This is a genomic window from Pseudomonas sp. NPDC098740 (assembly GCF_044760065.1).
Lineage (GTDB): Bacteria > Pseudomonadota > Gammaproteobacteria > Pseudomonadales > Pseudomonadaceae > Aquipseudomonas > Aquipseudomonas rossensis.
The window spans coordinates 72,927-97,070 of the sequence record NZ_JBIWAM010000017.1; the positions used below are offsets into that span (position 1 = coordinate 72,927).

20 protein-coding genes and 1 pseudogene are annotated in these 24,144 nt (G+C 59.9%); 15 read left to right on the plus strand and 6 right to left on the minus strand.

Going from position 1 to position 24,144, the window contains the following annotated elements; all coding sequences use genetic code 11:
- Window positions 1-122: 122 nt before the first annotated feature.
- The 11 genes from mgtA to ACIQU2_RS20515 all read left to right on the plus strand — a co-directional run bounded on the left by mgtA (window position 123) and on the right by ACIQU2_RS20515 (window position 15,507).
- Window positions 123-2,825, plus strand: coding sequence for a magnesium-translocating P-type ATPase (mgtA, locus tag ACIQU2_RS20465; protein ID WP_403143618.1), 2,703 nt, complete (start codon window positions 123-125; stop codon window positions 2,823-2,825).
- A gap of 259 nt (window positions 2,826-3,084) precedes the next feature.
- Window positions 3,085-3,498 (plus strand): response regulator, encoded by a 414-nt coding sequence (locus tag ACIQU2_RS20470; protein ID WP_347803897.1) that lies wholly within the window; start codon window positions 3,085-3,087, stop codon window positions 3,496-3,498.
- A 110-nt stretch (window positions 3,499-3,608) separates the two neighbouring features.
- On the plus strand, window positions 3,609-4,235 hold the full coding sequence (locus ACIQU2_RS20475; RefSeq protein ID WP_347803898.1) for a response regulator transcription factor: 627 nt from the start codon (window positions 3,609-3,611) through the stop codon (window positions 4,233-4,235).
- A 12-nt stretch (window positions 4,236-4,247) separates the two neighbouring features.
- Entirely contained in the window at window positions 4,248-7,466 is a 3,219-nt protein-coding gene (locus ACIQU2_RS20480) for a transporter substrate-binding domain-containing protein (protein ID WP_403143621.1), read from the plus strand.
- A gap of 393 nt (window positions 7,467-7,859) precedes the next feature.
- Window positions 7,860-8,834, plus strand: a complete 975-nt coding sequence (gene sbnA / locus ACIQU2_RS20485; RefSeq protein WP_403143623.1) for a 2,3-diaminopropionate biosynthesis protein SbnA — start codon at window positions 7,860-7,862, stop codon at window positions 8,832-8,834.
- A 6-nt stretch (window positions 8,835-8,840) separates the two neighbouring features.
- Window positions 8,841-9,872, plus strand: a complete 1,032-nt coding sequence (gene sbnB / locus ACIQU2_RS20490; protein WP_347806420.1) for a 2,3-diaminopropionate biosynthesis protein SbnB — start codon at window positions 8,841-8,843, stop codon at window positions 9,870-9,872.
- Window positions 9,866-11,647: an FAD/NAD(P)-binding protein gene (locus tag ACIQU2_RS20495; protein ID WP_403143625.1), complete on the plus strand. Its 1,782-nt coding sequence runs from the start codon at window positions 9,866-9,868 to the stop codon at window positions 11,645-11,647. The genes sbnB and ACIQU2_RS20495 overlap by 7 nt, the downstream gene beginning before the upstream one ends.
- Window positions 11,644-12,258, plus strand: a complete 615-nt coding sequence (locus ACIQU2_RS20500; protein ID WP_347806418.1) for a glutathione S-transferase — start codon at window positions 11,644-11,646, stop codon at window positions 12,256-12,258. The genes ACIQU2_RS20495 and ACIQU2_RS20500 overlap by 4 nt, the downstream gene beginning before the upstream one ends.
- A gap of 17 nt (window positions 12,259-12,275) precedes the next feature.
- On the plus strand, window positions 12,276-13,700 hold the full coding sequence (locus ACIQU2_RS20505; protein WP_403143627.1) for an L-lactate permease: 1,425 nt from the start codon (window positions 12,276-12,278) through the stop codon (window positions 13,698-13,700).
- A 27-nt stretch (window positions 13,701-13,727) separates the two neighbouring features.
- The gene (locus ACIQU2_RS20510) at window positions 13,728-15,206 is read left to right on the plus strand and encodes a PLP-dependent aminotransferase family protein (RefSeq protein WP_347805841.1); all 1,479 of its coding nucleotides are present in this window, start codon (window positions 13,728-13,730) and stop codon (window positions 15,204-15,206) included.
- Window positions 15,207-15,219: 13 nt separating this feature from the next.
- Window positions 15,220-15,507, plus strand: coding sequence for a hypothetical protein (locus ACIQU2_RS20515; RefSeq protein ID WP_256661702.1), 288 nt, complete (start codon window positions 15,220-15,222; stop codon window positions 15,505-15,507).
- Between the two features lie 14 nt (window positions 15,508-15,521).
- Here the strand turns inward: ACIQU2_RS20515 and ACIQU2_RS20520 are convergent, their stop codons facing one another.
- The 3 genes and pseudogenes from ACIQU2_RS20520 to ACIQU2_RS20530 form a co-directional block, all read right to left on the minus strand.
- Window positions 15,522-15,806: a YceK/YidQ family lipoprotein gene (locus tag ACIQU2_RS20520; protein ID WP_256661703.1), complete on the minus strand. Its 285-nt coding sequence runs from the start codon at window positions 15,804-15,806 to the stop codon at window positions 15,522-15,524.
- 257 nt (window positions 15,807-16,063) lie between these two features.
- Window positions 16,064-16,150 (minus strand): annotated as a pseudogene (locus ACIQU2_RS20525) (PaaI family thioesterase); the annotation flags it as partial.
- Between the two features lie 24 nt (window positions 16,151-16,174).
- Entirely contained in the window at window positions 16,175-17,083 is a 909-nt protein-coding gene (locus tag ACIQU2_RS20530; protein WP_403143629.1) for a LysR substrate-binding domain-containing protein, read from the minus strand.
- Window positions 17,084-17,187: 104 nt separating this feature from the next.
- Here ACIQU2_RS20530 and ACIQU2_RS20535 point away from each other — a divergent pair, with 104 nt between their 5' ends.
- From ACIQU2_RS20535 to ACIQU2_RS20545, 3 genes are all read left to right on the plus strand, one after another.
- On the plus strand, window positions 17,188-18,054 hold the full coding sequence (locus tag ACIQU2_RS20535; protein WP_347805842.1) for a pirin family protein: 867 nt from the start codon (window positions 17,188-17,190) through the stop codon (window positions 18,052-18,054).
- A 128-nt stretch (window positions 18,055-18,182) separates the two neighbouring features.
- Window positions 18,183-18,809, plus strand: coding sequence for an isochorismate family cysteine hydrolase YcaC (gene ycaC, locus ACIQU2_RS20540; RefSeq protein WP_403143631.1), 627 nt, complete (start codon window positions 18,183-18,185; stop codon window positions 18,807-18,809).
- A gap of 142 nt (window positions 18,810-18,951) precedes the next feature.
- Window positions 18,952-20,394, plus strand: a complete 1,443-nt coding sequence (locus ACIQU2_RS20545; protein ID WP_403143633.1) for a mechanosensitive ion channel domain-containing protein — start codon at window positions 18,952-18,954, stop codon at window positions 20,392-20,394.
- Here the strand turns inward: ACIQU2_RS20545 and ACIQU2_RS20550 are convergent.
- Window positions 20,342-20,767 carry a hypothetical protein gene (locus ACIQU2_RS20550; protein WP_403143634.1) on the minus strand — a complete coding sequence of 142 codons (426 nt, stop codon included), beginning with the start codon at window positions 20,765-20,767 and terminating at the stop codon, window positions 20,342-20,344. The two genes, ACIQU2_RS20545 and ACIQU2_RS20550, sit on opposite strands and share 53 nt — an antisense overlap.
- Window positions 20,768-20,973: 206 nt before the next feature.
- Here ACIQU2_RS20550 and ACIQU2_RS20555 point away from each other — a divergent pair, with 206 nt between their 5' ends.
- A complete protein-coding gene (locus ACIQU2_RS20555) occupies window positions 20,974-21,414 on the plus strand; it encodes a carboxymuconolactone decarboxylase family protein (protein WP_403143635.1) in 441 nt (146 codons plus the stop codon).
- Here ACIQU2_RS20555 and ACIQU2_RS20560 read toward each other — a convergent pair whose 3' ends face one another.
- Window positions 21,415-23,007 carry a DHA2 family efflux MFS transporter permease subunit gene (locus ACIQU2_RS20560; RefSeq protein WP_403143636.1) on the minus strand — a complete coding sequence of 531 codons (1,593 nt, stop codon included), beginning with the start codon at window positions 23,005-23,007 and terminating at the stop codon, window positions 21,415-21,417.
- Window positions 23,004-24,125: an HlyD family secretion protein gene (locus tag ACIQU2_RS20565; RefSeq protein ID WP_403143648.1), complete on the minus strand. Its 1,122-nt coding sequence runs from the start codon at window positions 24,123-24,125 to the stop codon at window positions 23,004-23,006. Before ACIQU2_RS20565 ends, ACIQU2_RS20560 begins: the two co-directional genes overlap by 4 nt.
- Window positions 24,126-24,144: the final 19 nt, after the last annotated feature.

Consider the following 24,144-nt stretch of genomic DNA (forward strand, 5'->3'; position numbering starts at 1 on the left):
TCCGTGTCCCGACGTCCCGCTCATCGACGCTGAACCGTGCGTGATGTTCGACTTTGTGTCGTCATCGCGGCGCATCGACACGCCTGCTTGAAGGTTTCCCGGCTGACCCTGGGGGAACTGCCATGAACCTGACCCTGCTCAAAGAATTCTTCGCCGGATTCCTGCGCACCCGTCACATCGCCCGACACTTCCGTCGACTGGCGCTGCTGGAAAACTTCACTGACACCACGGTCAGCCGCGAGGTGCCGCCCACCCTGGCGCAAACCCTGGTGAGTGCCGCCAACAGCGACACCGGCCAACTGCTGAACAACCTCGGCAGCCATACCGATGGCCTGAGCGAACTCGAAGCCGATGCACGGCGCGCGCAATACGGCCTCAACGAAGTCGAGCACGAACAGCCGCTGCCGTGGTGGACCCACCTGTGGCACTGCTACAAAAACCCGTTCAACCTGCTGCTGACGTTGCTCGCGGTCATCTCCTGGCTGACCGAAGACATGAAAGCCGCCATCGTGATTTTCTCCATGGTGGTGCTCTCGACCTTGCTGCGCTTCTGGCAGGAAACCAAATCCAACCAGGCCGCCGACGCGCTCAAGGCGATGGTGAGCAACACTGCCACGGTGTTGCGTAGGGATGCGCAACGCACCGAGCTGCCGATCAAGCAGTTGGTGCCGGGCGATCTGATCGTATTGTCGGCCGGCGACATGATTCCCGCCGATTGCCGGGTGCTCGGCGCCAAGGACTTGTTCGTCAGCCAGGCCGCGATGACCGGCGAATCGATGCCGGTGGAAAAATTCCCCCGTCAGCAGGACAGTGACACCCGCAACCCGCTGGACCTCGACAACATCCTGTTCATGGGCACCAACGTGGTGTCCGGCACGGCCATGGCGGTGATACTCACCACCGGCAACAACACCTATTTCGGCGCCCTGGCCCAGCGGGTTGGCGCTACCGATCGCGCACCCACTTCATTCCAGACGGGCGTCAACAAAGTCAGCTGGCTGCTTATCCGTTTCATGTTCGTCATGGCGCCGCTGGTGTTGTTCATCAACGGGTTCACCAAGGGCGACTGGACCCAGGCGCTGCTGTTCGCGCTGTCGATTGCAGTAGGCTTGACCCCGGAAATGCTGCCGATGATCGTCACCTCGACCCTGGCCAAGGGCGCGGTGTTCCTGTCGCGTAAAAAAGTCATCGTCAAACGCCTCGACGCGATCCAGAACTTCGGCGCCATGGACGTGCTGTGCACCGACAAGACCGGCACCCTGACTCAGGACAAGATCTTCCTCGCACGCAATGTCGACGTCTGGGGTGAAGACTCCGATGACGTGCTGGAAATGGCCTACCTCAACAGCTACTACCAGACCGGCCTGAAAAACCTGCTGGACGTGGCGGTGCTCGAACACGTGGAAATCCACCGTGAACTGAAAGTCGGCACAGCGTTTCGCAAGGTCGACGAGATCCCGTTCGACTTCACCCGCCGACGCATGTCGGTGGTGGTCGCCGAGCGCGATCATTCGCACCTGCTGATCTGCAAAGGCGCGGTGGAAGAAGTGCTGGCGGTGTGCACGCGGGTGCGTCATGGCGTTGTTGATGAAGCGTTGAGCGATGAACTGTTGGCACGGATTCGTCAGGTGACCGCATCGTTCAACGCCGAAGGACTTCGTGTCGTCGCCGTCGCCGCACGGCCAATGATTGAGGGGCGCGACACCTACAGCCTGGCGGATGAACAGGCGCTGACGCTGATCGGTTACGTGGCGTTTCTCGATCCACCCAAGGAAAGCACCGCGCCGGCCCTCAAAGCCCTTGCCGCTCACGGCGTGGCCGTGAAAGTGCTGACCGGTGACAACGAACTGGTGACCGCGAAGATTTGTCGCGAAGTCGGCCTGGAACAGCAAGGCCTGCTGATGGGCAACGACATCGAGCGCATGAGCGACGCCGAACTGGCGGTAGCGGTGGAGACCACCAACGTTTTCGCCAAACTCACCCCGTCGCACAAGGAACGCATCGTGCGTTTGCTTAAGGGCAACGGCCATGTGGTCGGTTTCATGGGCGACGGCATCAACGACGCGCCAGCGCTGCGCACCGCCGACATCGGCATCTCGGTGGACAGCGCCGTCGACATCGCCAAGGAAGCAGCGGACATCATCCTGCTGGAGAAAAGCCTGATGGTGCTGGAGGAGGGCGTACTGGAAGGGCGCCGGACCTTCGCCAACATGCTCAAGTACATCAAAATGACCGCCAGCTCGAACTTCGGCAACGTGTTCTCGGTGCTGGTGGCCAGTGCGTTCATCCCGTTCCTGCCGATGCTGCCGATGCACCTGCTGGTGCAGAACCTGCTCTATGACATTTCGCAGATCGCCATCCCGTTCGATAACGTCGACGAGGACATGCTGAAAACACCACAACGCTGGCAGCCGGCGGACGTCGGGCGTTTCATGCTGTTTTTCGGACCGATCAGCTCGATCTTCGACATCACCACGTTTGCCTTGATGTGGTACGTCTTCGACGCCAATACCCCGGACCATCAAACCCTGTTCCAGTCCGGCTGGTTCGTGGTCGGTCTGCTGACCCAGACGCTGATCGTGCACATGATCCGCACACCGAAAATCCCGTTCCTGCAAAGCCGCGCAGCGATGCCACTGATGGTGATGACCGGAATCATCATGGCCGTCGGCATCTTCTTGCCGATGGGACCGCTGGCGCACTACTTCAAATTACAGGCGCTGCCGTCGCTGTACTTCGTGTTCCTGCCGGTGATTCTGCTGGCATACATGGGCCTGACGCAGGCGATGAAAGGATTTTATGTTCGCCGGTTTGGCTGGCAGTAATGCTGCCAAACGTAGGAGCTGCCGCAGGCTGCGATCTTTTGATTTTGATCTTCTGGCGCAAATTGCCGAGAAGCCAGATCAAAAGATCGCAGCCTGCGGCAGCTCCTACAGAAGTACCGTGTTCGGACGTTTTTTTGACTTTAACTTCCCAGTTCACCGGAAGATGGGCGCGGTTTTTAGGAAAAGTCCTACAGAAAGCTCGACGGGTCTTCCGTAGCCTTGCGCCCTCACGAATCTGACACTCTCCTGGGGGCCCACGTTGTCGAACAAAGCCTTACGTATCCTGATCGCCGACGAGTTGCATTTTCACCGCATGAAGGTCGAGCGACTGTTCAATCAACTCGACTACTACCGGATAGCACCGGTGCACAGCCTTGAAGAGCTGTTGACCCTGGTCGAATACGGTTGCGAGCCATTTGATCTGGTGGTCATCAATGCCTCGCTGGCGGGCGGAGCGTTGAACCTGTTCGATTTTTTCCTGGATAACAAACAGGTTCATCACGCCTTGATCTATGACGGTCAGCAGGCGCAACTGCCGCCCATTCCTGCCTGCGTTCAACAGACGGTCGAGGTGAGCCACGCAATGCTGCCTGATCTGGCGTCCATTGCGCGGCTGATGGCGATCATCGACCCTCGTCTACCGTTCGTCGGTACTGTCATTTCTGTCAGGTAGTTGCGCCCGGTTTTCCATGCAAAAGTCTTTGCGCAGCCGGTGCGTTCAACCGGGCCGGGCTCATGGGCATTGATTGCTCAATCGTCGTTGTTGTTGCACAGGGAGTTGCCATGAAGTCAGTGCTGATTGTGGACGATCATCCGGTGGTTCGCGCCGCAGTCAAAATCGTACTGGTGCAGGAGGGTTTCAAGCAGATATACGAAGCGGCGAGTGGTAATGAGGTCTTGCCGAAGATCCGCGAACACAAGCCTGATCTGGTGGTACTGGATCTGGTGATGCCCTCGCTCGACGGGCTGGATGTGCTGGCGCGGATCAAGACCAGTGGGGTGCCCTGCCGAGTACTGGTCTTCACGTCCCAGGAACCCATGTTTTATCAGGATCGTTGCATGCACGCCGGCGCCGCAGGCTATATCGCCAAGTCCAATGACTTGCAGCATTTGCACAGAGCCGTGCACGCCGTGATGGGCGGTTACACCTATTTCGCCCAGCTACCCTCGGCGTCGGTGTCGCTGAACTCGATACAACTGAGTGAAAAACAGATGATCGATAAACTCTCCGACCGGGAACTGACGATCTTTCAGCATCTGGCCCGGGGCATCAGTAACAAGGCGATCGCTGAAGTCATGCACTTGAGTCACAAGACCGTCAGCACCTACAAGACCCGTCTGGTTGGAAAACTCAACGTGGAATCGGCGGTGTACCTGAGGGATTTTGCCAAGCGTAATCATCTGATCTGAGTGAGCCCGATCATGCGCGATTGTTTGTGGGCTCTGTTGCTGTTCTGTGGACTGGGAGCACCGGTGACGGCGGCCGATGAGCCAACGCTTTTGCATGTGCTGGGGCGTTCCGCGGTGGAGGGTTATCAGGTCCAGCTGGATGAAAAAGACTGGCAGTGGTTGCGTGGCAAACGAGTCTTGCGCCTCGGGGTGTCGGGGCCGGACTACCCGCCGTTCGAGATCACGCGTAACGTTGATGAGCTGGAAGGCATCACCGCAGACTATGCCGCACTGTTGGGGCAACTGCTGCACGTAAAAATCGACGTGCTTCGTTATCGCACGCGCGAGGCGGCCATGGATGCGCTCAAACGCGATGATCTGGACCTGCTCGGTACGTCCAACAACTTCGAGGCGGCTGACCCCGAGCTGACCCGATCCAGCGCCTATGCCGAAGATCAGCCGATGCTGGTTACCCGCCTGGACGACTGGATGCCCGTCGATCTCGCTGGCAAACGCATCGCCATGGTCGATGACTATCTGCAGGCGCAGACTGTCGACGCCTTCTATCCCGATGCGAGCTTGCAACGCTACCCCTCCGCACTCGACGCGATCGGGGCTGTGGCGTTCGGGCAGGATGATGTGTACCTCGGGGACTTCATCAGCGCCAATTACCTCATCAATAACAACTACCTCAGTAACGTACGCCTGGTGGGGCCTTCCGGCCTGGACGCCAATCCGTTCGGCTTTGCCTTCAGCCGGGGCAACCCACGTCTGAAGAGCATTGTCGATAAGGCGCTGGCGGCGATCTCCATGGATCAGCGCATGGCCATCGAGCAGCGCTGGAGTGCCGGAAGAGCCAACATGGCGGGTCAAGAGCGAGTACGTTTGAGCGCCAGTGAACAACGTTGGCTGGATCAACATCCGACGGTGGAAGTGGGTGCCATCGAGAGCTTTGCACCGCTGACTTTTTACGATGCACAGGGACAACTCAGCGGGTTGACCGCGCAATTGCTGACGCTGATCAGCCAGCGCAGCGGCTTGACCTTCAAGGTGCAGCGGGGTAACTCCCTCGATCAGCAGATCCAGCAACTCAAGGACGGCAAGATCGACGTGTTGCCGGTGGTCACGCCCGGTATCGAGCGCGAAGTCGATCTGCGTTTCACTCGGGCCTACTTGAACAATCCGTTTGTACTGGTCAGTGCGACCACCCCGGGAAGCCCCAGGACCCTGGATGATATGGCCGGTAAACGCCTGGCGATTTATCGCGGTCATCCGTTGCTCGGGTTCATCCGCGCTCGGGAGCCCAATGTACGTCTGGTCGAAGTGCAGAGTCCGGCGCAGGGTATGGAATGGGTGATCAAGGGCCAGGCCGACGGGGTAGTCAGCTCATTGATCGTGGCTCGGTATCTGATCACCCGGCAATACCGCGAGCGTCTGCGGATCAGCAGCACCGTGGGTGATGAACCGGCGCGTATCGCTCTGGCCACCAGCCGTGGTGCGCTGGAGTTGCACTCGATTCTGAACAAGGCACTGCTGAGTATTTCGCCCCGGGAGATGGATGAGCTGTTAGCCCGCTGGAGCAATGATGTGGTGGTCGATGACAGCTACTGGTTGCGTCATCGCCAAGGCATTCTCCAGGCGTTTGCCGCTGCGGGCGCTTTGCTGTTGCTCGCACTGGCCTGGATTGCCTGGCAGCGTCGGCAGATAACTCAACGCCAACAACTGCTCGGGCAATTGCAGGATGCCAAGAACGCCGCCGACGATGCCAACCGCGCCAAAACCACCTTTCTGGCGACCATGAGTCATGAAATCCGCACACCGATGAATGCCCTGATCGGCATGCTCGAACTGGCGCTGAAGCGAGCGGAAGAAGGCTTCACTGATCGCTCCGCCATCGAAGTGGCATCCAACGCCGCGCAGCAATTGCTGGCGTTGATCGGCGACATCCTGGACATCGCCCGCATCGAGTCCGGGCATTTGTCGCTGACCCCTGAGCGGGCCAATCTACGCACGCTGGTGGAGTCGGTGTGCCGGGTTTTCGAAGGCCTGGCACGGCAGAAGAACTTGCAGTGGCGGGTCGAATTGGCCGAACACAGCGATTGTGACGTGTTAGTCGACCCCACGCGCTTCAAGCAGGTGCTGTCCAATCTGCTGAGCAACGCGATCAAGTTCACCGGTGAAGGTGAGGTGAGTCTGACACTGCAAGTAGAGCCCGGTGTGTCGGGGCATCTGGCAGTCAGTGTGCGTATTGAGGACAGCGGCATCGGTGTCAGTGTGGTCGATCAGCAACGACTGTTCAGCCCGTTCGTGCAGGCCGGTAACAGCCAGCAGTCAGGCCACAATGGCTCCGGTCTGGGACTGGTGATCAGCCGCACTCTGTGCGAAATGATGGGCGGCCGATTGCAGCTCGACAGCGTCCTCGGACTGGGTACGCAGGTCGACATCAGCTTTGATCTGATTGCGTTGCAACCGTTGACCTGCGGCGAGTGGGCGGATAGCGGATTGCAGGTGGCCACTCGGCTGCTGACGATTCTGGTGGTCGACGATTACCCGGCCAATCGATTGTTGCTCTCACGGCAGCTGAGCTACCTGGGGCATCAGGTGCTGGAGGTTGAGGATGGCGAGCGTGGTCTTGCGCAGTGGCGCGAGCATGAGCTCGATTTGGTCATCACCGATTGCAACATGCCGGTGGTCAATGGTTATGAATTGGCGGGTGCGATACGCGATGAAGAGCGCGCTAATGGCTTGCCACCCACGCTGATTCTTGGGTTTAGCGCCAATGCGCAGCCGGAGGAAAAGATCCGTTGCCTTGAAGCGGGCATGGACGACTGTCTGTTCAAACCGATCCGACTGGCAGATCTGAGTGCCTGGCTGGCGTCCCGATTTGTGAATGAGCCGCCAGCGCCGGTTGAAGAGCAAGCAACGTCCGAGATCGACTTGACCGGCCTGGAGCTCTACGTCGGTGAAGACCGGACGCTGATCAATCAGTTGTTGCGCGAACTGGCCGAGACCAATCGCTACGATCGCGATGATCTGCTTGCAGCGCACGTCAGTGGCAATCGTCACCGGCTGCAAGACCTGGCGCACCGCATCAAGGGCGGTGCGCGAATGGTCCGTGCAGAGCGTTTGATCGAGTGCTGCGAACATCTGGAGTGTGCCTGCGCCGAAGGGCGCGCGGCGTTGATCGACGTGGCCGTCGATCAATTGCAACACGCCATGGCACGCCTGGATCAGAGCCTCAAGAGAGACTGAGGTTTAATCCCAGTGGGGGGCGAGGCCTTTGGGAATGGACACGAGTATCCCCGGCTGCACCGGGGGATACACCCCAACCTCAGCTGTACTGGAAAAAACCCGAAATCTGTATCTCTCCCCGCGTAGGAAAATTCGCCAGTATTTCTACAAGCCTTGGCGAGCCAATGAATGGCTCTACTTTGCACCCCGCAACACGCTCGACGACTTACAGTCGGCAGAGCGCAATACCTGATTTTTTGAATAGATCGGCGTCCACCGCAAGGTCACTTCCTGTCCAGCTAAAAAATCTAAAAACAAACCCAACAGGCGAACTGCTTTTACTGCTTTTCAGACATTCCAGGATGAATGCTGGCGCCCCCGTGCGCCCGGCATAAGAGGCGAAACGGACGACGTATGATCAAGCAACTTATCAATGAAGATAGTTATGTGCAGATTGGGGATCTTTGCAGCGCAACGATCCAACTGAAAATCGAAGGACTGAATCCTGCCGGATCAATAAAACTCAAAACCGCCCACGCCCTCGTTACGGATCTGGAAAACCAGGGCCGGATTACCCATAAAACTCGGCTGGTCGAATCTTCGTCGGGGAATCTGGGGGTCGCGCTGGCCATGGTCTGCGCCGCCAAGGGTTACAAGTTTGTCTGTGTGATCGACCCCAATATTTCTGCGCCGAACAGAAAGCTCATGCAGGCACTGGGTGCCGAGATGATCATGGTTGATCAGCGTGACGAGAACGGCGGCTACCTTAATTCGCGCATTCGTTTGATCGAGCAAATGGTCGCGCAAAACCCGGACTACATCTGGCTCAATCAATACAAGAATCCGACCAACCCCTTCGCTCACTATCAAGCGACGGCCAGGTCCATTGCCCAAAAGTTTCCACACGTGGATTACTTGTTTGTCGGCGCTGGCACGACCGGCACGCTGATGGGCTGCAAGAACTACTTCGCCGAACATCATCCGCACACCAAAGTCATCGCCGTCGATACCGTCGGCTCGGTCACGTTTGGTCTACCGGGGGAGACGCGCCATATTCCGGGGCTCGGCACCAGCCGCCTGCCGGAGATATTCGAGCCGTCCGGTATTCACGACTTCCTGTCGATTCCCGAGGAACAGACGATCAAGGTCTGCCGCTGGCTGGCGCAACGCTACGGTCTGCTCTTCGGCGGCTCCACCGGCACTGTCCTCGCGGGTATCCAGCAATGGGCGCCGAACATTCGTCCCGACGATGTCGTTGTGACGATCTCTCCGGACATGGGTGAGCGCTACCTCGAAACCATCTATTCCGACGACTGGGTTTCCCAGCGCATCGGCGCAGCAGCGCTGCATCCACTTTTCCCAGAAATCGCTCTGGCACTTTCGGCGTAATTCCCAATGACCACTCAGACTTCGATTCAACCGTTCCACGTCATTCCCGGCGCAGTCGTCAAGGACATACTCAACGGACTTCGTCAGGAAGCCATCGAGATCGTCGCGCAGACTTACCTGACCCATGAACGCGGCGAAACCGTTAACCCCGACAGTTACTTCCTGCGTTTTCCGGCGGAACCGGCGAACCGGATCATTGCCTTGCCGGCGGCGATCGTCGACAGCGAGGGCGATCAATCGGTCTCCGGGATCAAGTGGATTGCCAGTTATCCCGATAACATCAAGTCGGGCATTCCGCGCGCGTCGGCGGTGCTGATCCTCAACGATCCGGACACTGGCTATCCCTATGCCCTTCTGGAAGGCGCGTTGATCAGTGCGGTGCGCACGGCGGCATCCGCGGTGCTCGGCGCCTGGTGGCTCAATGGCCAAAGCCGCAGCGCGCCAAGGCTGTCGATCATTGGTGGCGGGGTGATTTCCCGTAACATCCTTGAGACGTTCATCGCCGACGATTGGTCTTTCGACAGTGTCGACATTCATGACCTCAACCTCGAATCCGCTCAAGCGCTGGCCACATTCGGCGAACAACTCGGCCTGCCGGATGTGCGGCTGTTGTCGCTTGCAGACGCACTGACCGCCGACATCGTGGTGTTCGCCACCAGTGCCGGCGAGCCTTATGTCAAAGGCAGAGGGACATTCCGCCCGGGGCAGATCGTGCTGAACATCTCGCTGCGTGATATCGGCGCAGAAATCATCGAGGAAAGTTACAACTACTTCGACGACGTCACCCATTGCCTGAAAGCCAATACCTCGCCGCACCTGGCCGAGCAGAAGTATGGTCATCGCAAGTTCGTCACCGGCACCGTGGCGCAGCTGATTCGCGGCGATCTGCAAGTCGCCACGGACAAACCGCTGATCTATTCGCCGTTCGGCATGGGCATTCTCGATCTGGCGATTGGCCGAATGATCCACGACATCGCGGTCAAGGACGGTTCGGCTGTCGCCATTCCATCCTTCTTCGGGGAGGAGCGCAGATGGTGAAGGCGCCTCTGCACATCGGCCTGGTCGGCTGCGGATCGCGCGGGCTGTCGATTTTCGAACGCCTGTTGAGCCTTGCTGAAGAGCGCCCGGAGCAACCCGTCGTCATCGACATTTTCGATCCCAATGTGCTCGGTAGCGGCGCGCATTGGCCGGACCAACCGGACTACCTGCTGCTCAACACCGTTGCCGGCCAGCTCGGGGTATTCCCGGATGCGGTAGCATTCGGGAACCTTGCGGATGCACGGGAACGATCGGGTCCGGATTTCCTGACGTGGTGCCGCGCGCAACGGCTCAAAGTCGATCCGGACAGCGGCTTGCTCGCCGCCGATGGGCGCGATGTCGAGCCGCAGGACTTCCTGCCGCGTCATTTGCTTGGGGCTTACCTGGCAGACGCTTTTGCACAAATCCTCGCCACAGCCCCGCAGTGGGTGAGCGTGAATCTGCATCAGCAAGCTGTCACGGCTGTCGAGCGCAATGACGGTCAACAGTACGTTCTGCAAAGCGCCTCCGGGGCTGCGGTGACGGTGGACCGGCTGATCCTGACGGTCGGCCACACCGGTCGCCTGCAAACTGCTGATCACAAACGCGTCGAGAACATCTATCCGCTGCCTCGCAGCCTCGATGCCATTGAGCCCGGCGAAACCGTGCTGATCGAAGGTCTGGGACTGGGCGCGATGGACACCTTGGCGGCGCTCACCTCTGGACGGGGCGGACACTACAAGCGGATGGCCGACGCCAGTCACGCCTATGAACCGTCAGGTCGCGAGCCGGTGATCTTTATTCAGTCGCGGGACGGGCTGCCGTTTCGAACCCGTCCCAATGGCCTGATAGAAAATCCCCGCCACCAAGCCGTGCTGCTGACGAGTGCGCGCATCGAAGCCTTGCGCGCGAATGCACAAAACCGACAACTGGATTTCGAGCAGGACATCCTGCCGCTCATGCTGCTGGAGATGCGGGCTGCAGCCGTCGCCGTCCTGCACGGCCAATCAGGGCCGGAGCAGGTGCTGGCACAACTCAGGGCCATCAGTGTTGCGGGCAGTCCGGGGATTGTCGCTTGCGAAGCGATGCTGCGCGATTACGAAGCTACCTGCGGCTCGATCAATCCGCAGGCGCTGATCTGGCACGCAATGCCCGACGACGTGACGCCTTACAACTATCACGCCTGGATCTACGACACGATCGAAGCTGACCTGTACGAATCGCGGCTTGGGCGTGGGGAATCGGCGATCAAAGCGGCCATCGAGGTCTGGCGCGATCTGCGTGACCGACTGCGCGAAGCCGTGGATTTCGACGGGCTGACCGACGCCTCGCATCGCCAGTTCTACGGCCGTTGGCACAAGGCGATCAACCGCCTCGTCGCTGGCCCGCAGAAAGAGCGCCACGCCGACCTGCTCGCCCTGTGTGACGCGGGCCTGCTGACGTTCCTCAAGCCCGGCTCACGACCTGCGATAGACAACTTCCGGCGTGTTGCCGGCTATGTCCAGGGCAGTGGCGTGACCAACAGCGACTGCGCGCCGGTGCGCGATCTCGCGCGACTGGGCCTGATCCGTCCGAGGAGCAACGAGCCGGGCATCGACGGCATCGATGTCGATGCGGCGTGTCATCCCAAGTCGATTTCGGGCGAACCGGTACGCAACATCTGGGTACTCGGCCCGCTCGCCGAAGGCTCTTGCTACTACAACCACTACGTCACCTCGGCGGGTACGCCCTCGCGTTTGTTCATGGACGCCCATCGCGCGGCCACTGCAATCCTCCAGGCAGGTACTCCAGCATGAAACTTTTCTACCAGACGCATTCGCCCTACGCCCGCAAAGTACTGGTGCTGGCTCACGAACTCGGGATTGCTTCGAACCTGGAAGTCATCCACCACGAGACCAGCCCGACGTCGCCGAATGAGGTCATCTACAAGGCCAACCCGTTGGGCAAAGTACCGGTGCTGATGCTGCCCGACGACACGGCGCTGTTCGACTCCATCGTGATTTGTGAATACCTCGACGACCTGAGCGACGGGCCGAAACTCATCCCGGCAAGCGGCCCCGAGCGCTATAAGGCGCTGCGCCTTCAGGCCTTGGCGCAGGGCATGTGCGATGTCGGCATCAAGCTGCGTTGGGAAGTCGAGCGTCGCCCGGAGGCCTTGCGCTATCCGGCCTACGCCGACGGTCAAGCCTTCAAACTCAAAGAGGCTTACCGCTTCATCGAAGAACACGTCGACCTCAATGGCCCGATCACCATCGGCCACATTGCCCTGGCGACTGCGCTCGACTGGATTGCCTTTCGCCAACTATCGGACTTTTGCGCTCAAGCACGCCTGACCGAGTGGTATCAGACTTTTTGTGAGCGCGCGTCCATGCGGGCGACCGAGTACAGCGGGCAGACTCACGATTAAGTTAAGGAAAACTGTGTATGAGCTCTCTCTTGTTGCAAATGTCGCCGATCGCTCTGGTGATCGCATTGATCCTGATCGTCCGCCGGCCACCGGTACAAGCCGCGCTGGCGGGTGTGGTGCTGGTGCTCGTGCTGTGGGCATTGGGCGCGGCCGGGCCTGTGTCCACGACGATCGCCGCGGCGATCTTTCAGGACACCACGATCCTGTTTCTCAGCACCGCGTGCGTGATCGTACCGGGGCTGGCCTTCGTCATCCTGGTCGAGCGCGGTGGTGCGCCGCAGGCCATCGGCGCCTGGGTCAAGGAGCTCGGCTGGACGCCACCGGCACAAGTCATTTTCATCGTGCTGGGCCTGGCGCCGCTGCTGGAAGCGATGACCGGTTTCGGTGTCTCGCTGATCGCTACCGTGCCCTTGCTCATGGGCCTGTTCACGCGTCAGTCGGGGATGAAAATTGCCCTGGCCGGCATGGTCATCATGCCATGGGGCACCTTGGGTCTGGCCACGGTGATCGGCGCGTTGCTAGCGCACTTGCCGGCGGAAACCCTTGGCAGCCATTCGGCGCTGATCAGTGCGCCGGTGTTCCTCTGCCTGGCCGCCATCGCCATGTGGCAGGGCGGCATCCGCACCGTCTCGCCGTGGCTCGGGCTGATTGTGGTGACGGCACTGTTCGTCGCCGTGCTGTTTTCCATCAACCTGTGGATCGGCCCGGAAGTCTCCGGTGTGCTGGCCGGTCTTGCCGTGGCCTGCGTAGGTCTGGGCATCTCGTACGCGCAACGCAAGAAACTGGTGCGTTGGCCGAGCGCGGCATGGCCTTATCTGGCCTTGCTGGGGGTGATCGTGGCGTCGCGCGGGTTGTTTGTCATGTCGGGCTGGGATGCGCTGTGGATCGTCAAGGGCGAGCACGTTTCGTGGAAGCCATTGGCATCCCCGGGCCTGGCGCTGCTGATTGTTACCCTGCTGATGGCGATCAAACAAAGCGCCGCAGCGGGTTTCCCATGGCGCGCGCTGTTCAATCGGGCGAAGTTTCCGGTCACGACGATTTTCCTGTTCCTGCTGCTTTCTCAGGTGATGGTCAACGCCGGTTTTCTCGTCGAGGCACAGCGCACACTGCAATCGTTGTCGGGGATTTCCCTGGCGCCGACGATCGCCTTGCTGGCGGGTATCGCCGGTTACGTCACCGGTTCCAACGTCGGCGGCAACACCCTCGTCATGCCGTCCATCGCCGCGCTGACCAGCGAACACGGGGCGTGGCTGGCCGCGATGGTCAACAGTGCCGCCGGGCATGGTGCACTGGGGTCGCTGTCGATTCTGTCGCTGATCACCGGGCTGGCGGGCGCCAATCGGCATGAAGAAAACAACCTGATTCGATTCGCCTTCGGACTGGTCGCCCTCAACATCGTCATAGTTGCTGCAACGGGAGTCGTTTTGCTCTACTTTCTCTGAATTGTTTCGAGAAATAACAGAGAACTTATGGACAGGTTTGATTTACCGGACAAACGCTGGCGGATAGTCAAGGACTGGATTATTCGTCAGATCGAAAGTGGTGATTGGGCAGCAGAAACAAAACTGCCCTCGATCCGCACCCTGGCGCGAATGTTTGAAACCAGCATCACTACCGTTCAGCGCGCCTTGGCTGATCTGGAAGCCGATGCCTATGTGTCGACCGTCCCTCGTGTCGGCTATTTCGTCTCGGCCTCCGGGCAGGCCAAACCCGCCAGCGGGTTTGATTTCTCCAGTGTCACGGTCAACGTCAATCATGCGGTGGTCGCGATGCTCTCCCAAGCGGCCTCGCGGACCACCGCGTCGTTGAACTCGGCGGTCCTGCACAGCGACCTCACACCGAATGTGCTCCTCAACAAATGCCTTTCAGTGCTGGCCGGCAAGTCTGACAACTCGCTGACCGGACTGGTCGCGCCGCCGGGCCTGCCGGCGTTGCGACGGCGCATCGCCGGGCTGATGCTGACTCGCGGCGTGGTCTGTGGGCCGGACGATATCCTCGTGACCTCGGGTGACACCATTGCCCTGGAACTGGCCCTCGAAGCCGTCGCGCCAAGAGGCGCTACGGTCGCCATCGAAACGCCGACCTATTACGGCATCTTGCAGACCATCGAACGCTTGGGCATGCGCGCCCTGCCGATCCGCACTCACGGCAAACTGGGCCTGGACGTCGATCACCTCGAAGAAGCGTTGAAACTGAAAAAGGTCGCGGTGATCTTTCTCAACCCAACCCTGCAGAATCCCCGTGGTTTCATCATGCCCGATGAAACGCGCGCACGACTTTCACAGATCGCGCGCGAAGCGGACGTGCCGATTATCGAGGACGACATTTTCTTCGACCTGGTGCCGGAAACAGAGCGCCCGCGCGCCATCAAGAGCTACGACACCAGCGGGCAGACGATTTACTGTTCGTCATTCTCCAAAACCATCGCACCCGGTTATCGCGTCGGTTGGTGCCTGGCCGGCAAGTACCGCAATGCCATTCTTGCGCAAATGTTTTCGCGCAACCTGGCGGTTTCCAGCCTTGCGCAAAATGTTCTCAACGAATTTATCGGGCGCGGCTACATGGAAGAACACTGCGCCAGGCTCAGGTCGCAACTGTCATCGCTGGCGAGCTTTGTCGAAGCGCTGGTGCGCACAGATTTCCCTTCGGGAACCGTGTACGTGCCACCGCGCGGAGGCTTCATCCACTGGATCGAAATGCCCGGGCACACCGACATGCCCGCACTGCAACAGTTGGCCACCGAACGCGGATGCCACGTGGCCGGCAGCGGGATCTTTTTCGCTGATGGCCATGCAACCACAGGCGTGCGCATCTGCCTTGGCACAGCGCTGACCCCTGGCGTGATCGAGATTCTGAAGGTGATTGCCGAGTGTGCGCACCTCGCCGGGCGACCGTCGAATGTGCGACAACCACTGATTGAGCAACAGGAAGAACCGGCGCTCTCCTGAACGCCAAAGCCGCGTGACGTTTTGGCTGACCGTGCTGGTTGGCGTGCTGATTGCCTTCGCCATCGGTGCCTCGATCTACAGGCTGATCGACAGCTGGATCAGCGGCTCCATCACCACCAACAACCGCGGCCCGCGCGACACCTATACGCTGGCCTTGCAACCACGACGGTTCTGGGTCGAGTTCGTGTCGCAATGCATAGGAACCGTGTTTATTTTGCTTATTGGCGTGTTCGGGGTGTGGGTTTATCGCAAAGTGCAGGACCCCGCGCAGAAACCGAAGGCCAAACGCCCTCGACGATAAACGGAGGGCCGACTTCAGAGGGTGTTGACGTAGTCGACTGGCAGCAGAACGGTGTCGAGTGCGGCGTCTACCGGCAGGGACACGACGGTGATCAGCGGACAGACAATCATGATGTAACAGATGATCGCCGCGGGTTTGCTTTCCTTTCCTGTCACGCCGAGGAGCTGCAAACCGCCGTCGACGCCTTTGTAATAATCCACGTCCGACATGCCATTGCTGACGCGCCCGATCATGGTTCCACAACCGGCCATCATGACGACAAGGCCCGCCAGACAGCCAACACGCAAAATCCCTTTCAAACCCGCACTTCCTTTGCCACTCACTATGAGGCGTGGGATTGTACCCGCGCCATCCCATGAGAAAAACCGCTGGATCGGCAAAGCAATGTTTACCGCAAGTCATGAATCGGGGTGGCAGAAGGCTTTGTGGTGTTTGATCTGGCGCCTTCGTCGGAACGCCGCCCGGAGCAAGCTCGCTCCCACAGGGGATCTGTGGTGTACGCAAATCCAATGTGGGAGCGAGGTTGCTCGCGAAGGCCGCGACTCGGTTTAAAGCCTTACCCCCGCGCCTCAAGAATCATGCAGGTGGTCGACCCCGTCGCGTACAACCGCCCATCCACGTCATAAATCCGCCCCTCGGCCAGCTGCTATGGAGTGTGTACGGGCTTCTAAGCAATATCGCTGTGGCTGAATTCCTCGCCCAGAAAGTCGATCAATGCACGCACCGACGGCAGCAGCCCACGGCGTGACGGGAAGATCGCATGCACGATCCCGCATTTGGGTGCCCAGCCCGGAACCAGTTCCACCAATCGGCCCGCCGCAATGTCATCGCGCACCACCACGCTGGGCAGGTGAGCGATGCCAATCCCGGCCACCACGGCGTGACGCAACGCCAACAGGTCATCGGTGACCATTCGTGGAGCATGCCGAATCACCGCGCTGGCGCCGTCCGCCCCAAACAATTCCCACTGATATTCACGCTGCGCCGCGCCCCAATGCAGGCTTGGCAAACCGCTGAGGTCAGCCGGGGAGGCCGGTGAAGACAGGCGCGACACAAAGGCCGGGTTGCCCACCAGGCACTGGGTGCTGTTGCCCAGCACCTTCATCACCATGTCGGTATTTTCCAGCGGCGGAAAGCGCACCCGCAGGGCGATGTCGAACCCCTCGTGGATCAAGTCGACCCGGCGGTTGGTGCTCTCGATGAACAACTCCACCAGGGGGTACTTGAGCATGTAGCGGGTCAGCATTGGCCCGACCCAGGAGTTGAGCAGCGCAGTCGGGCAACTGATGCGCACCAGGCCCTGGGGTTCGGAGCGGTTGCGTTCGATCAGTTCGGCAGCGCTTTCTGCTTCCACGCGCATCGCCAGGCAGCGCTGGTAATAGGCCTGACCGATTTCCGTCAGTGAACAATGCCGGCTGGTGCGGTGCAGCAGGCGTACGCCGAGGCGCTCTTCGAGCTCGGCAATGCGTCGGCTCAGCTTCGACTTGGGCATGTCCAGCGCACGGCCGGCCGGGGCGAAACCGTGGTGCTCCACCACTTGGGTGAAGTAGTAGAGGGTGTTGAGGTCTTCCACCATCGTTCTCCATATAGAACGCTAAGGCTGATTTTTGCAGTCTAGTGCATCAAAGGGTTCAGTTTTAAGCTTTGTCCATCGCGTCACTCACCAGATTCGGAGGCGGAATGAAAAACATCATCGGTATCTACACCAGCCCACGGACCCATTGGGTTGGCGACGGTTTTCCGGTTCGCACGCTGTTTTCCTACGACAACCTGGGCAAACACATCAGCCCGTTTTTGCTGCTCGATCATGCCGGTCCCGCTGAATTCACCCCGACCACCGAGCGTCGTGGCGTCGGCCAGCACCCGCACCGCGGTTTCGAGACGGTGACCATCGTCTACAAAGGCGAGCTGGAACACCGCGACTCCACCGGCAGCGGCGGCAAGATCGGGCCGGGCGACGTGCAATGGATGACCGCAGCCTCGGGGATTCTCCACGAAGAATTCCACTCCGAAGGTTTCGCCAAGCGCGGCGGCACTCTGGAAATGGTGCAGCTGTGGGTCAACCTGCCGGCCAAGGACAAGATGGCCGACGCCGGTTACCAGACGATTCTCGATGGCAACATCCCGAGCATCGCGCTCAAGGACCAGGCTGGCAGCCTGCGCTTGATCGCCGGTGAGTTCGACGGCCACACCGGCCCGGCGCGCACGTTTACCCCGATTGACGTCTGGGACCTGCGCCTCAACGGCGGCAAGTTGCTGACCCTGGATCTGCACGAAGGTCGTAACACGGCACTTGTAGTGTTGCGTGGCACGGTTCAGGTCAACGGTGTGGAACTGGTGCGCGAAGGGCAGTTGGCGTTGTTCGAACGCAATGGCCAGCAGCTCAGCCTGGAAGCCAATAACGATGCCGTCGTGTTGCTACTCAGTGGCGAACCGATCGACGAACCCATCGTCGGCCACGGCCCGTTCGTGATGAACAGCGAGCAGGAAATCCACCAGGCCTTTGCTGACTTCCAGTCGGGCCGGTTCGGTCGGATGAGCGGTTGAACTCATTGTTGTAACGCTGTGGCGTGCCGGGCGAGGGCGACTACCCTTGCTTGGCCGCGTTTTAACGAATTATCAGGTTTCTCTCACGCCGGCCCGTTCGGCATCGATAAAAAGCGAGGATTACACCCATGGCTACCTCTTACAAACGTCTCGACAAGGATAACGCTGCCGTTCTGTTGGTCGATCACCAGGCGGGTCTGCTTTCTCTGGTGCGCGACATCGAGCCGGACCGTTTCAAGAACAACGTGTTGGCCCTGGCTGACCTGGCCAAGTACTTCAAGCTGCCGACCATTCTCACCACCAGTTTCGAAACCGGCCCCAACGGCCCGCTGGTCCCTGAACTCAAGGCGCTGTTCCCGGACGCGCCGTACATTGCCCGTCCTGGTCAGATCAATGCCTGGGACAACGAAGACTTCGTCAAGGCGATCAAGGCCACCGGCAAGAAACAATTGATCATCGCCGGCGTGGTGACCGAAGTGTGCGTGGCGTTCCCGGCGCTGTCGGCACTGGCTGAAGGCTTCGAGGTGTTCGTGGTGACAGACGCTTCCGGCACCTTCAACGAACTGACCCGTCAATCGGCCTGGGACCGCATGTCGGCCTCCGGCGCACAGTTGATGACTTGGTTCGGCCTGGCCTGTGAGCTGCATCGCGACTGGCGCAACGACGTGGAAGGCTTGGGCACCTTGTTCTCCAACCACATCCCGGACTACCGCAACCTGTTTACCAGCTACAACGCGCTGACCAACAGCAAGTAACCCCGGCGCACATCGCCCCCTTGTAGGAGATGGCGAAGCCTGCGATCTTTTGATCTTCTTGGATTGCCAAAAGATCGCAGGCTTCGCCAGCTCCTACAATCCGTGCGATGTTTGCGTCATTGGTCCTTGCTGGAGTTGCTTGATGCTGTCACTGCTTACCGATCACCCGTTGCTCTGCGCGATGGCTTTGGTCCTTATCGATCTTGGGCTGTGGCGCCTGCTCAGTGCCAATGGCAGCAACTGGAAACTGGTGGTGCGGCTGGTGATTTTTTCGTTGTTCAGCGTCCTGCTGTTCAACGAAGGCCTGAACCCCATGGAGCCGGCGCCCTGGGTCGACAACGTCCCGCTGCACCTGGCGGCCACCGGATTGCAGATCGGCTGGTGGCTGTTCGGTGCGCGTACCCTGACGGTGCTGATCGGCGCGGTGATGATGCAACGGGTCGGGCACACCGGGCGCTTGCTCCAGGATTTGCTCGGCGCGGTGATTTTCCTGATCGCGATCATCGCGGCGCTGGCGTATGTCCTCGATCTGCCGGTCAAGGGTGTGCTGGCGACCTCCGGTGCGTTGGCAATCATTGTCGGCCTGGCCTTGCAAAGTACTCTCAGCGACGTGTTCTCCGGGATCGTCCTGAACACCACCAAGCCCTATCAACTGGATGACTGGATCTCGATCGACGGCACCGAAGGTCGGGTCACTGATATCGACTGGCGCGCGACGCGCCTGCAAACGGCCCAGGGCAGCATGGCGGTGATCCCCAACTCCCTGGCGGCCAAGGCCAAGATCATCAATTTCAGCCGGCCCAGTGACATTTTCGGCGTCTCCATCAGCTTGCAATTGAGCCCGCACGCGCGTCCGCAAACCGTCATTGAAGCACTGGAGCGGGCGATGGAGGGTTGCCGTTATCTGTTGAACAAACCGGCGCCGTGTGTCGCGCTGAAAGGCTCCAGCGCCACCGGCGTGGAATACGAAATCGGTGGTTTCGTGGTCTCCATGGACCAGAAGCGCATGGTCCGTAATCAACTGTTCGACCTGGCATTCCGGCACTTGCAGGCCAGCGGTGTCAGCCTGTTGTCGAACGTCGAACCGAACGCACCTGCCAACCTGTCGCGGCCACGGGCATTGCTGGATGCGTCGAGTATTTTCTCGACCCTGCGTCAGGAAGAGAAAGAAACCTTCAGCCAGAACATGACCCTGCAAAACTTCCGCGCCGGTGAAATGATCCTGCCGGCAGGGGAGGTCAGCGATCATTTGTTCATCATCGAATCCGGCGTCGTGTCGGTGGAGCTGAGCCGTGGTGGGGTCAAGTTCGAGTCTGGGCGCATGGGCCCGGGTGAGGTGATCGGCGAGGCTGGGATTTTGTCCGATACGGCGCTACCGGCGGACTTCAGCGCCAAGACGTTCTGCAGCTTGTACCGGATCGAGAAGGAGTACCTCAAACCGTGTCTGGATGCGCGACATGACATCAGCGAAGCGATGAAGGCGTTACTGGATTTCCGCTTGAACAAGGCTCAGACGTTGACTCAGGAAGCGCCTAGGGTTGTGCAGAAGAAGGGATTTTTGCAGTGGCTGCGCAATCGAGCGTAGGGGCTTGAAGGTCATGGGTGCGGGTGCAATCGAGTGAGCCGTCGGCAGGCGCCTGGCGAACAATCTGTGCGCCGACCAGGGTACGGTCATGACTGTTCCAGTACTCGAGCGGCGCATGTTGCCAAATCATGCCAACGGGGCCGGCGATCAACAGCAAGGCTAGATAAGCCAGGGTTTGTCGACGCGTCAGGGGTTTTTTGCACGCCGACCGCCGCGCTGCGATCCGGGCGCGGCCATGTCCATGAATCTGGGCGAGCAGAAAGGCTTCGCGCGCCTGTTCCGGCATTTCCCACAACATGGATTCCAGGTGCCAGCGCGATTCGTAATCCGGCGAAGTAGCAGGAGGCAAAGGCATTTCGGATGAGGACGACATGGGCAGGAGGTACTCGTTTCCGGCATCCTGGCCGCGTTATCAAGAATGAATCGCATTCTAGTGGTGTCGGTGCGGTGATGGCAATTACCCATATAGATTATTTTCAAGCCCGCCCATTGGCATCCTCATCTTCCCGGTAATTGGCTATTTGCTGCAGGTTAGTGCGGGATTAACGTAGCTCCGCACCCATTTGACTGGAGCCCACCATGCAACCGCGTATCGATTTCTACACCGCTTCCCCAGATGCACTCAAAGCCATGATCGCGCTGGAAACCGCTGTGTCGAAGCTGCCTCTGGAAAAATCGTTGATTGAACTGGTCAAGCTGCGCGCCTCGCAAATTAATGGCTGCGCCTTCTGCCTGGATATGCACAGCGCCGATGCCCGCAAGGGCGGTGAAGACGAGCGCCGTCTGTACACATTGTCGGCCTGGCGTGAAACGCCGTTCTTCACTCCGCGCGAACGTGCGGCGCTGGCCTGGACCGAATCCCTGACGCTGCTGAGCCAGACTCACGCACCGGATGAGGACTACGAGCTGGCGGCGTTCGAGTTCAGTCCGAAGGAGTTGGTCGACTTGACCGTGGCCATTACCACGATCAACGCCTGGAACCGTCTGGCGGTTGGCTTTCGAAAAATGCCTCAGGCCTGATCAATGAGCGTCTGCTGACGGCGCGGCCGGTGGTTGCACCTTGCGCATCAGGGGCACCATCGCCGTGGCGATGATGAAGCAGACCATGATCATCAGGAACGCATCGCCGTAAGTCTGCGTCTGCGCTTCGCGGTAGGTCAGCAGCCACAGCTGATGCAGGCTGGCGGTGACACCCACGTCACCGCTTTGGCCGAGGGCGGCGAAGTTGTTGCCAACCTGGGACAGCCATTGGTTAAGTGCTTCATTGGTGCTGTTGAGGTTTTCCGCCAACCGGGTGAAGTGCAGGTTAGTGCGGTCATTCAGAATGGTTGCGCACGCAGCGATGCCGATGGCGCCACCCAGGTTTCGCATCAGGTTGAACAACCCCGAAGCATGTTTGAGCCGCGCCGGTGCCAGACCACCCAAGGTCAACGTCACCGCCGGCGGCACCGCCAGTTGCTGGGCAATCCCGCGCAAGGCTTGTGGCAGCATCAATTCCTTAGCCCCCCAGTCATGGGTGATCGGGCTGAAATCCCACATCGACAACGCGAACAACCCGAGGCCGATCATCATGATCCAGCGCAGATCGATGCGGTTGGCCAGAAAGGCGTACAGCGGAATCGCCATGATCTGGAACACCCCGGTGGAGAAAACCGCCAGACCAATGTCCAGCGCGCCATAGCCACGCACCCGACCGAGAAACAGCGGCGTCAGGTAAATGGTGGCGAACAGGCCGATCCCGGTGACGAACGAAAAGAAGCAGCCAAGGGCGAAGTTACGGTCTTTCAAGGCACGTAAGTCGACGATCGGGTTGGCGACGTGCAAGGTTCGACCAATGAACGCCAGGCCGGCCAGTCCGCTGATCCATGCCGTGGTCAGAATCGTGCTGTCGCTGAACCAGTTCCAGCGCGGTCCTTCTTCGAGGGTGTATTCCAGGCAACCGAGAAACAGCGCCATGAACACCATGCTCAAGTAGTCGGCACCTTTGAGCAGCGACAATTCCGGCTGGTCGATTTTCACCAGCATCGGCACCGCCACCGCGACGAAGATCCCCGGCACCAGGTTGATGTAGAACAGCCAGTGCCAGGATGAAATGTCGGTAATCCAGCCACCAATTACCGGCCCCAGCGTCGGTGCCAAAGAGGCCACCGCGCCAATGGTTGCAGCAGCGATCACCCGTTGCTTGCCGGTGAAGAAAAAGAACGCGGTGGTGAACACCAGCGGGATCATCGAACCACCGAGAAACCCTTGTAGCGCGCGGAAGGCGATCATGCTCTGAATGTTCCAGGCCGCGCCGCAGAGCAGGCTGGCCAGGGTGAAACCCACTGCTGAAGCGCAGAACAGCCAACGTGTCGAGAACACTCGGGAGAGCCAGCCGGACAGCGGGATCACGATGATTTCGGCGATCAGGTAACTGGTTTGCACCCACGCGGTTTCGTCGGTGCCGGCCGAGAGCCCGCCGCCGATGTCACGCAACGACGCCGAGACGATCTGAATATCCAGCAGCGCAATGAACATGCCGATGCACATGGTGGCGAAGGCGAACACCTTGGTCGCCGTTGTCATGTCCGCGGCATTGAACGGTTGCGCGGGAGCGGCGAGGGCGCGGCTCATGGCGTGCTGGCCACGGCCGGGGTTGCAGGTTCCTTGCGAGTGTCCACTTCAGCGGTGACCGACAGGCCTGGACGCAGATGGCCGAGCACGCCATCGGCCGGATCAAGCACGATACGCACCGGCACCCGCTGAACGATTTTGGTGAAGTTGCCCGTGGCGTTTTCCGGCGGCAGCACGCTGAACTGTGAACCACTGGCCGGCGCGAGACTGTCCAGATGACCGTGGAATTCCTGCCCCGAGAGCACGTCGGCATGAATGGTCACCCGTTGCCCCGGTGTCATTCGCGATAGCTGATCTTCCTTGAAATTGGCATCGACCCACAGCCCGCTGGCCGGTACCACCGACAGCAGTTGCGAACCGGCCTGTGCATAAGCGCCGACCCGCGCCCGGCGATTGCCGATCACGCCGTCCACCGGGGCCTTCAGTTCGGTGTAACCCACGTCCAACTGTGCCAGATCACGTTCGGCAAGAGCCTGCATCAGCGCGGCGCGGGCTTGTTGTTTCTGGGTTGCGATCACGTTCAGCTGACGTTGCGCGGCGAGCAATTCAGCCTGGGCCCGGGCGCTGAGGGCCTGGGCGGTCTTGAAGGTGGCGTTGGCGCGTTGGGCGCTTTCCACCGAGACGGCATTGCTGCCGACCAGTTTTTTGTAGCGAGCATCATCATCCCGGGAACGGACGGTTTCGGCGCCGGCGGCATCGATCCCGGCGCGGGCCTGGCCGATCACCGCGTGTTGCAATTGTTCGGTGGCATCGAGATTGGCGAGCAGCGCTTCTTCGGCGGCCACTGCGCCTTCGGCCTTGGCCAGGTTGGCGCGGTAATCGCGGGAGTCGAGGCGAATCAACACATCGCCGGCCTTGACCTTCTGGTTGTCGGTCACCAGCACTTCTTCGATGTAACCCGCCACCTTCGGCCCGATCACCGTTACATCGCCGCCGATGTAAGCGTCGTCGGTTTCTTCGATGAAACGGCCGGCGGTCCACCAGTGAGTCGCGTACAGCCCGGCGAACACCAGGGCAGCAATGACCGCAGCCAGCAAGATCAACCGTTTGAGCAGGGGAGGCCTGGGTGTGCTCACCGGAACAGCAAGGTCGGGTTCAAGGCTGGGCATGCTGGTCATGGAGATTACCTGTGGGAAA

What these genes read in the sequence shown, in the direction of transcription:
- mgtA (WP_403143618.1), top strand. Translation starts at nt 123, where the DNA reads ATGAACCTGACCCTGCTCAAAGAATTCTTCGCCGGATTCCTGCGCACC.
- ACIQU2_RS20475 (WP_347803898.1), top strand. Translation starts at nt 3,609, where the DNA reads ATGAAGTCAGTGCTGATTGTGGACGATCATCCGGTGGTTCGCGCCGCA.
- ACIQU2_RS20480 (WP_403143621.1), top strand. Translation starts at nt 4,248, where the DNA reads ATGCGCGATTGTTTGTGGGCTCTGTTGCTGTTCTGTGGACTGGGAGCA.
- sbnA (WP_403143623.1), top strand. Translation starts at nt 7,860, where the DNA reads ATGATCAAGCAACTTATCAATGAAGATAGTTATGTGCAGATTGGGGAT.
- sbnB (WP_347806420.1), top strand. Translation starts at nt 8,841, where the DNA reads ATGACCACTCAGACTTCGATTCAACCGTTCCACGTCATTCCCGGCGCA.
- ACIQU2_RS20495 (WP_403143625.1), top strand. Translation starts at nt 9,866, where the DNA reads ATGGTGAAGGCGCCTCTGCACATCGGCCTGGTCGGCTGCGGATCGCGC.
- ACIQU2_RS20500 (WP_347806418.1), top strand. Translation starts at nt 11,644, where the DNA reads ATGAAACTTTTCTACCAGACGCATTCGCCCTACGCCCGCAAAGTACTG.
- ACIQU2_RS20505 (WP_403143627.1), top strand. Translation starts at nt 12,276, where the DNA reads ATGAGCTCTCTCTTGTTGCAAATGTCGCCGATCGCTCTGGTGATCGCA.
- ACIQU2_RS20510 (WP_347805841.1), top strand. Translation starts at nt 13,728, where the DNA reads ATGGACAGGTTTGATTTACCGGACAAACGCTGGCGGATAGTCAAGGAC.
- ACIQU2_RS20530 (WP_403143629.1), bottom strand. Translation starts at nt 17,083, where the DNA reads ATGGTGGAAGACCTCAACACCCTCTACTACTTCACCCAAGTGGTGGAG.
- ACIQU2_RS20535 (WP_347805842.1), top strand. Translation starts at nt 17,188, where the DNA reads ATGAAAAACATCATCGGTATCTACACCAGCCCACGGACCCATTGGGTT.
- ycaC (WP_403143631.1), top strand. Translation starts at nt 18,183, where the DNA reads ATGGCTACCTCTTACAAACGTCTCGACAAGGATAACGCTGCCGTTCTG.
- ACIQU2_RS20545 (WP_403143633.1), top strand. Translation starts at nt 18,952, where the DNA reads ATGCTGTCACTGCTTACCGATCACCCGTTGCTCTGCGCGATGGCTTTG.
- ACIQU2_RS20550 (WP_403143634.1), bottom strand. Translation starts at nt 20,767, where the DNA reads ATGTCGTCCTCATCCGAAATGCCTTTGCCTCCTGCTACTTCGCCGGAT.
- ACIQU2_RS20555 (WP_403143635.1), top strand. Translation starts at nt 20,974, where the DNA reads ATGCAACCGCGTATCGATTTCTACACCGCTTCCCCAGATGCACTCAAA.
- ACIQU2_RS20560 (WP_403143636.1), bottom strand. Translation starts at nt 23,007, where the DNA reads ATGAGCCGCGCCCTCGCCGCTCCCGCGCAACCGTTCAATGCCGCGGAC.
- ACIQU2_RS20565 (WP_403143648.1), bottom strand. Translation starts at nt 24,125, where the DNA reads ATGACCAGCATGCCCAGCCTTGAACCCGACCTTGCTGTTCCGGTGAGC.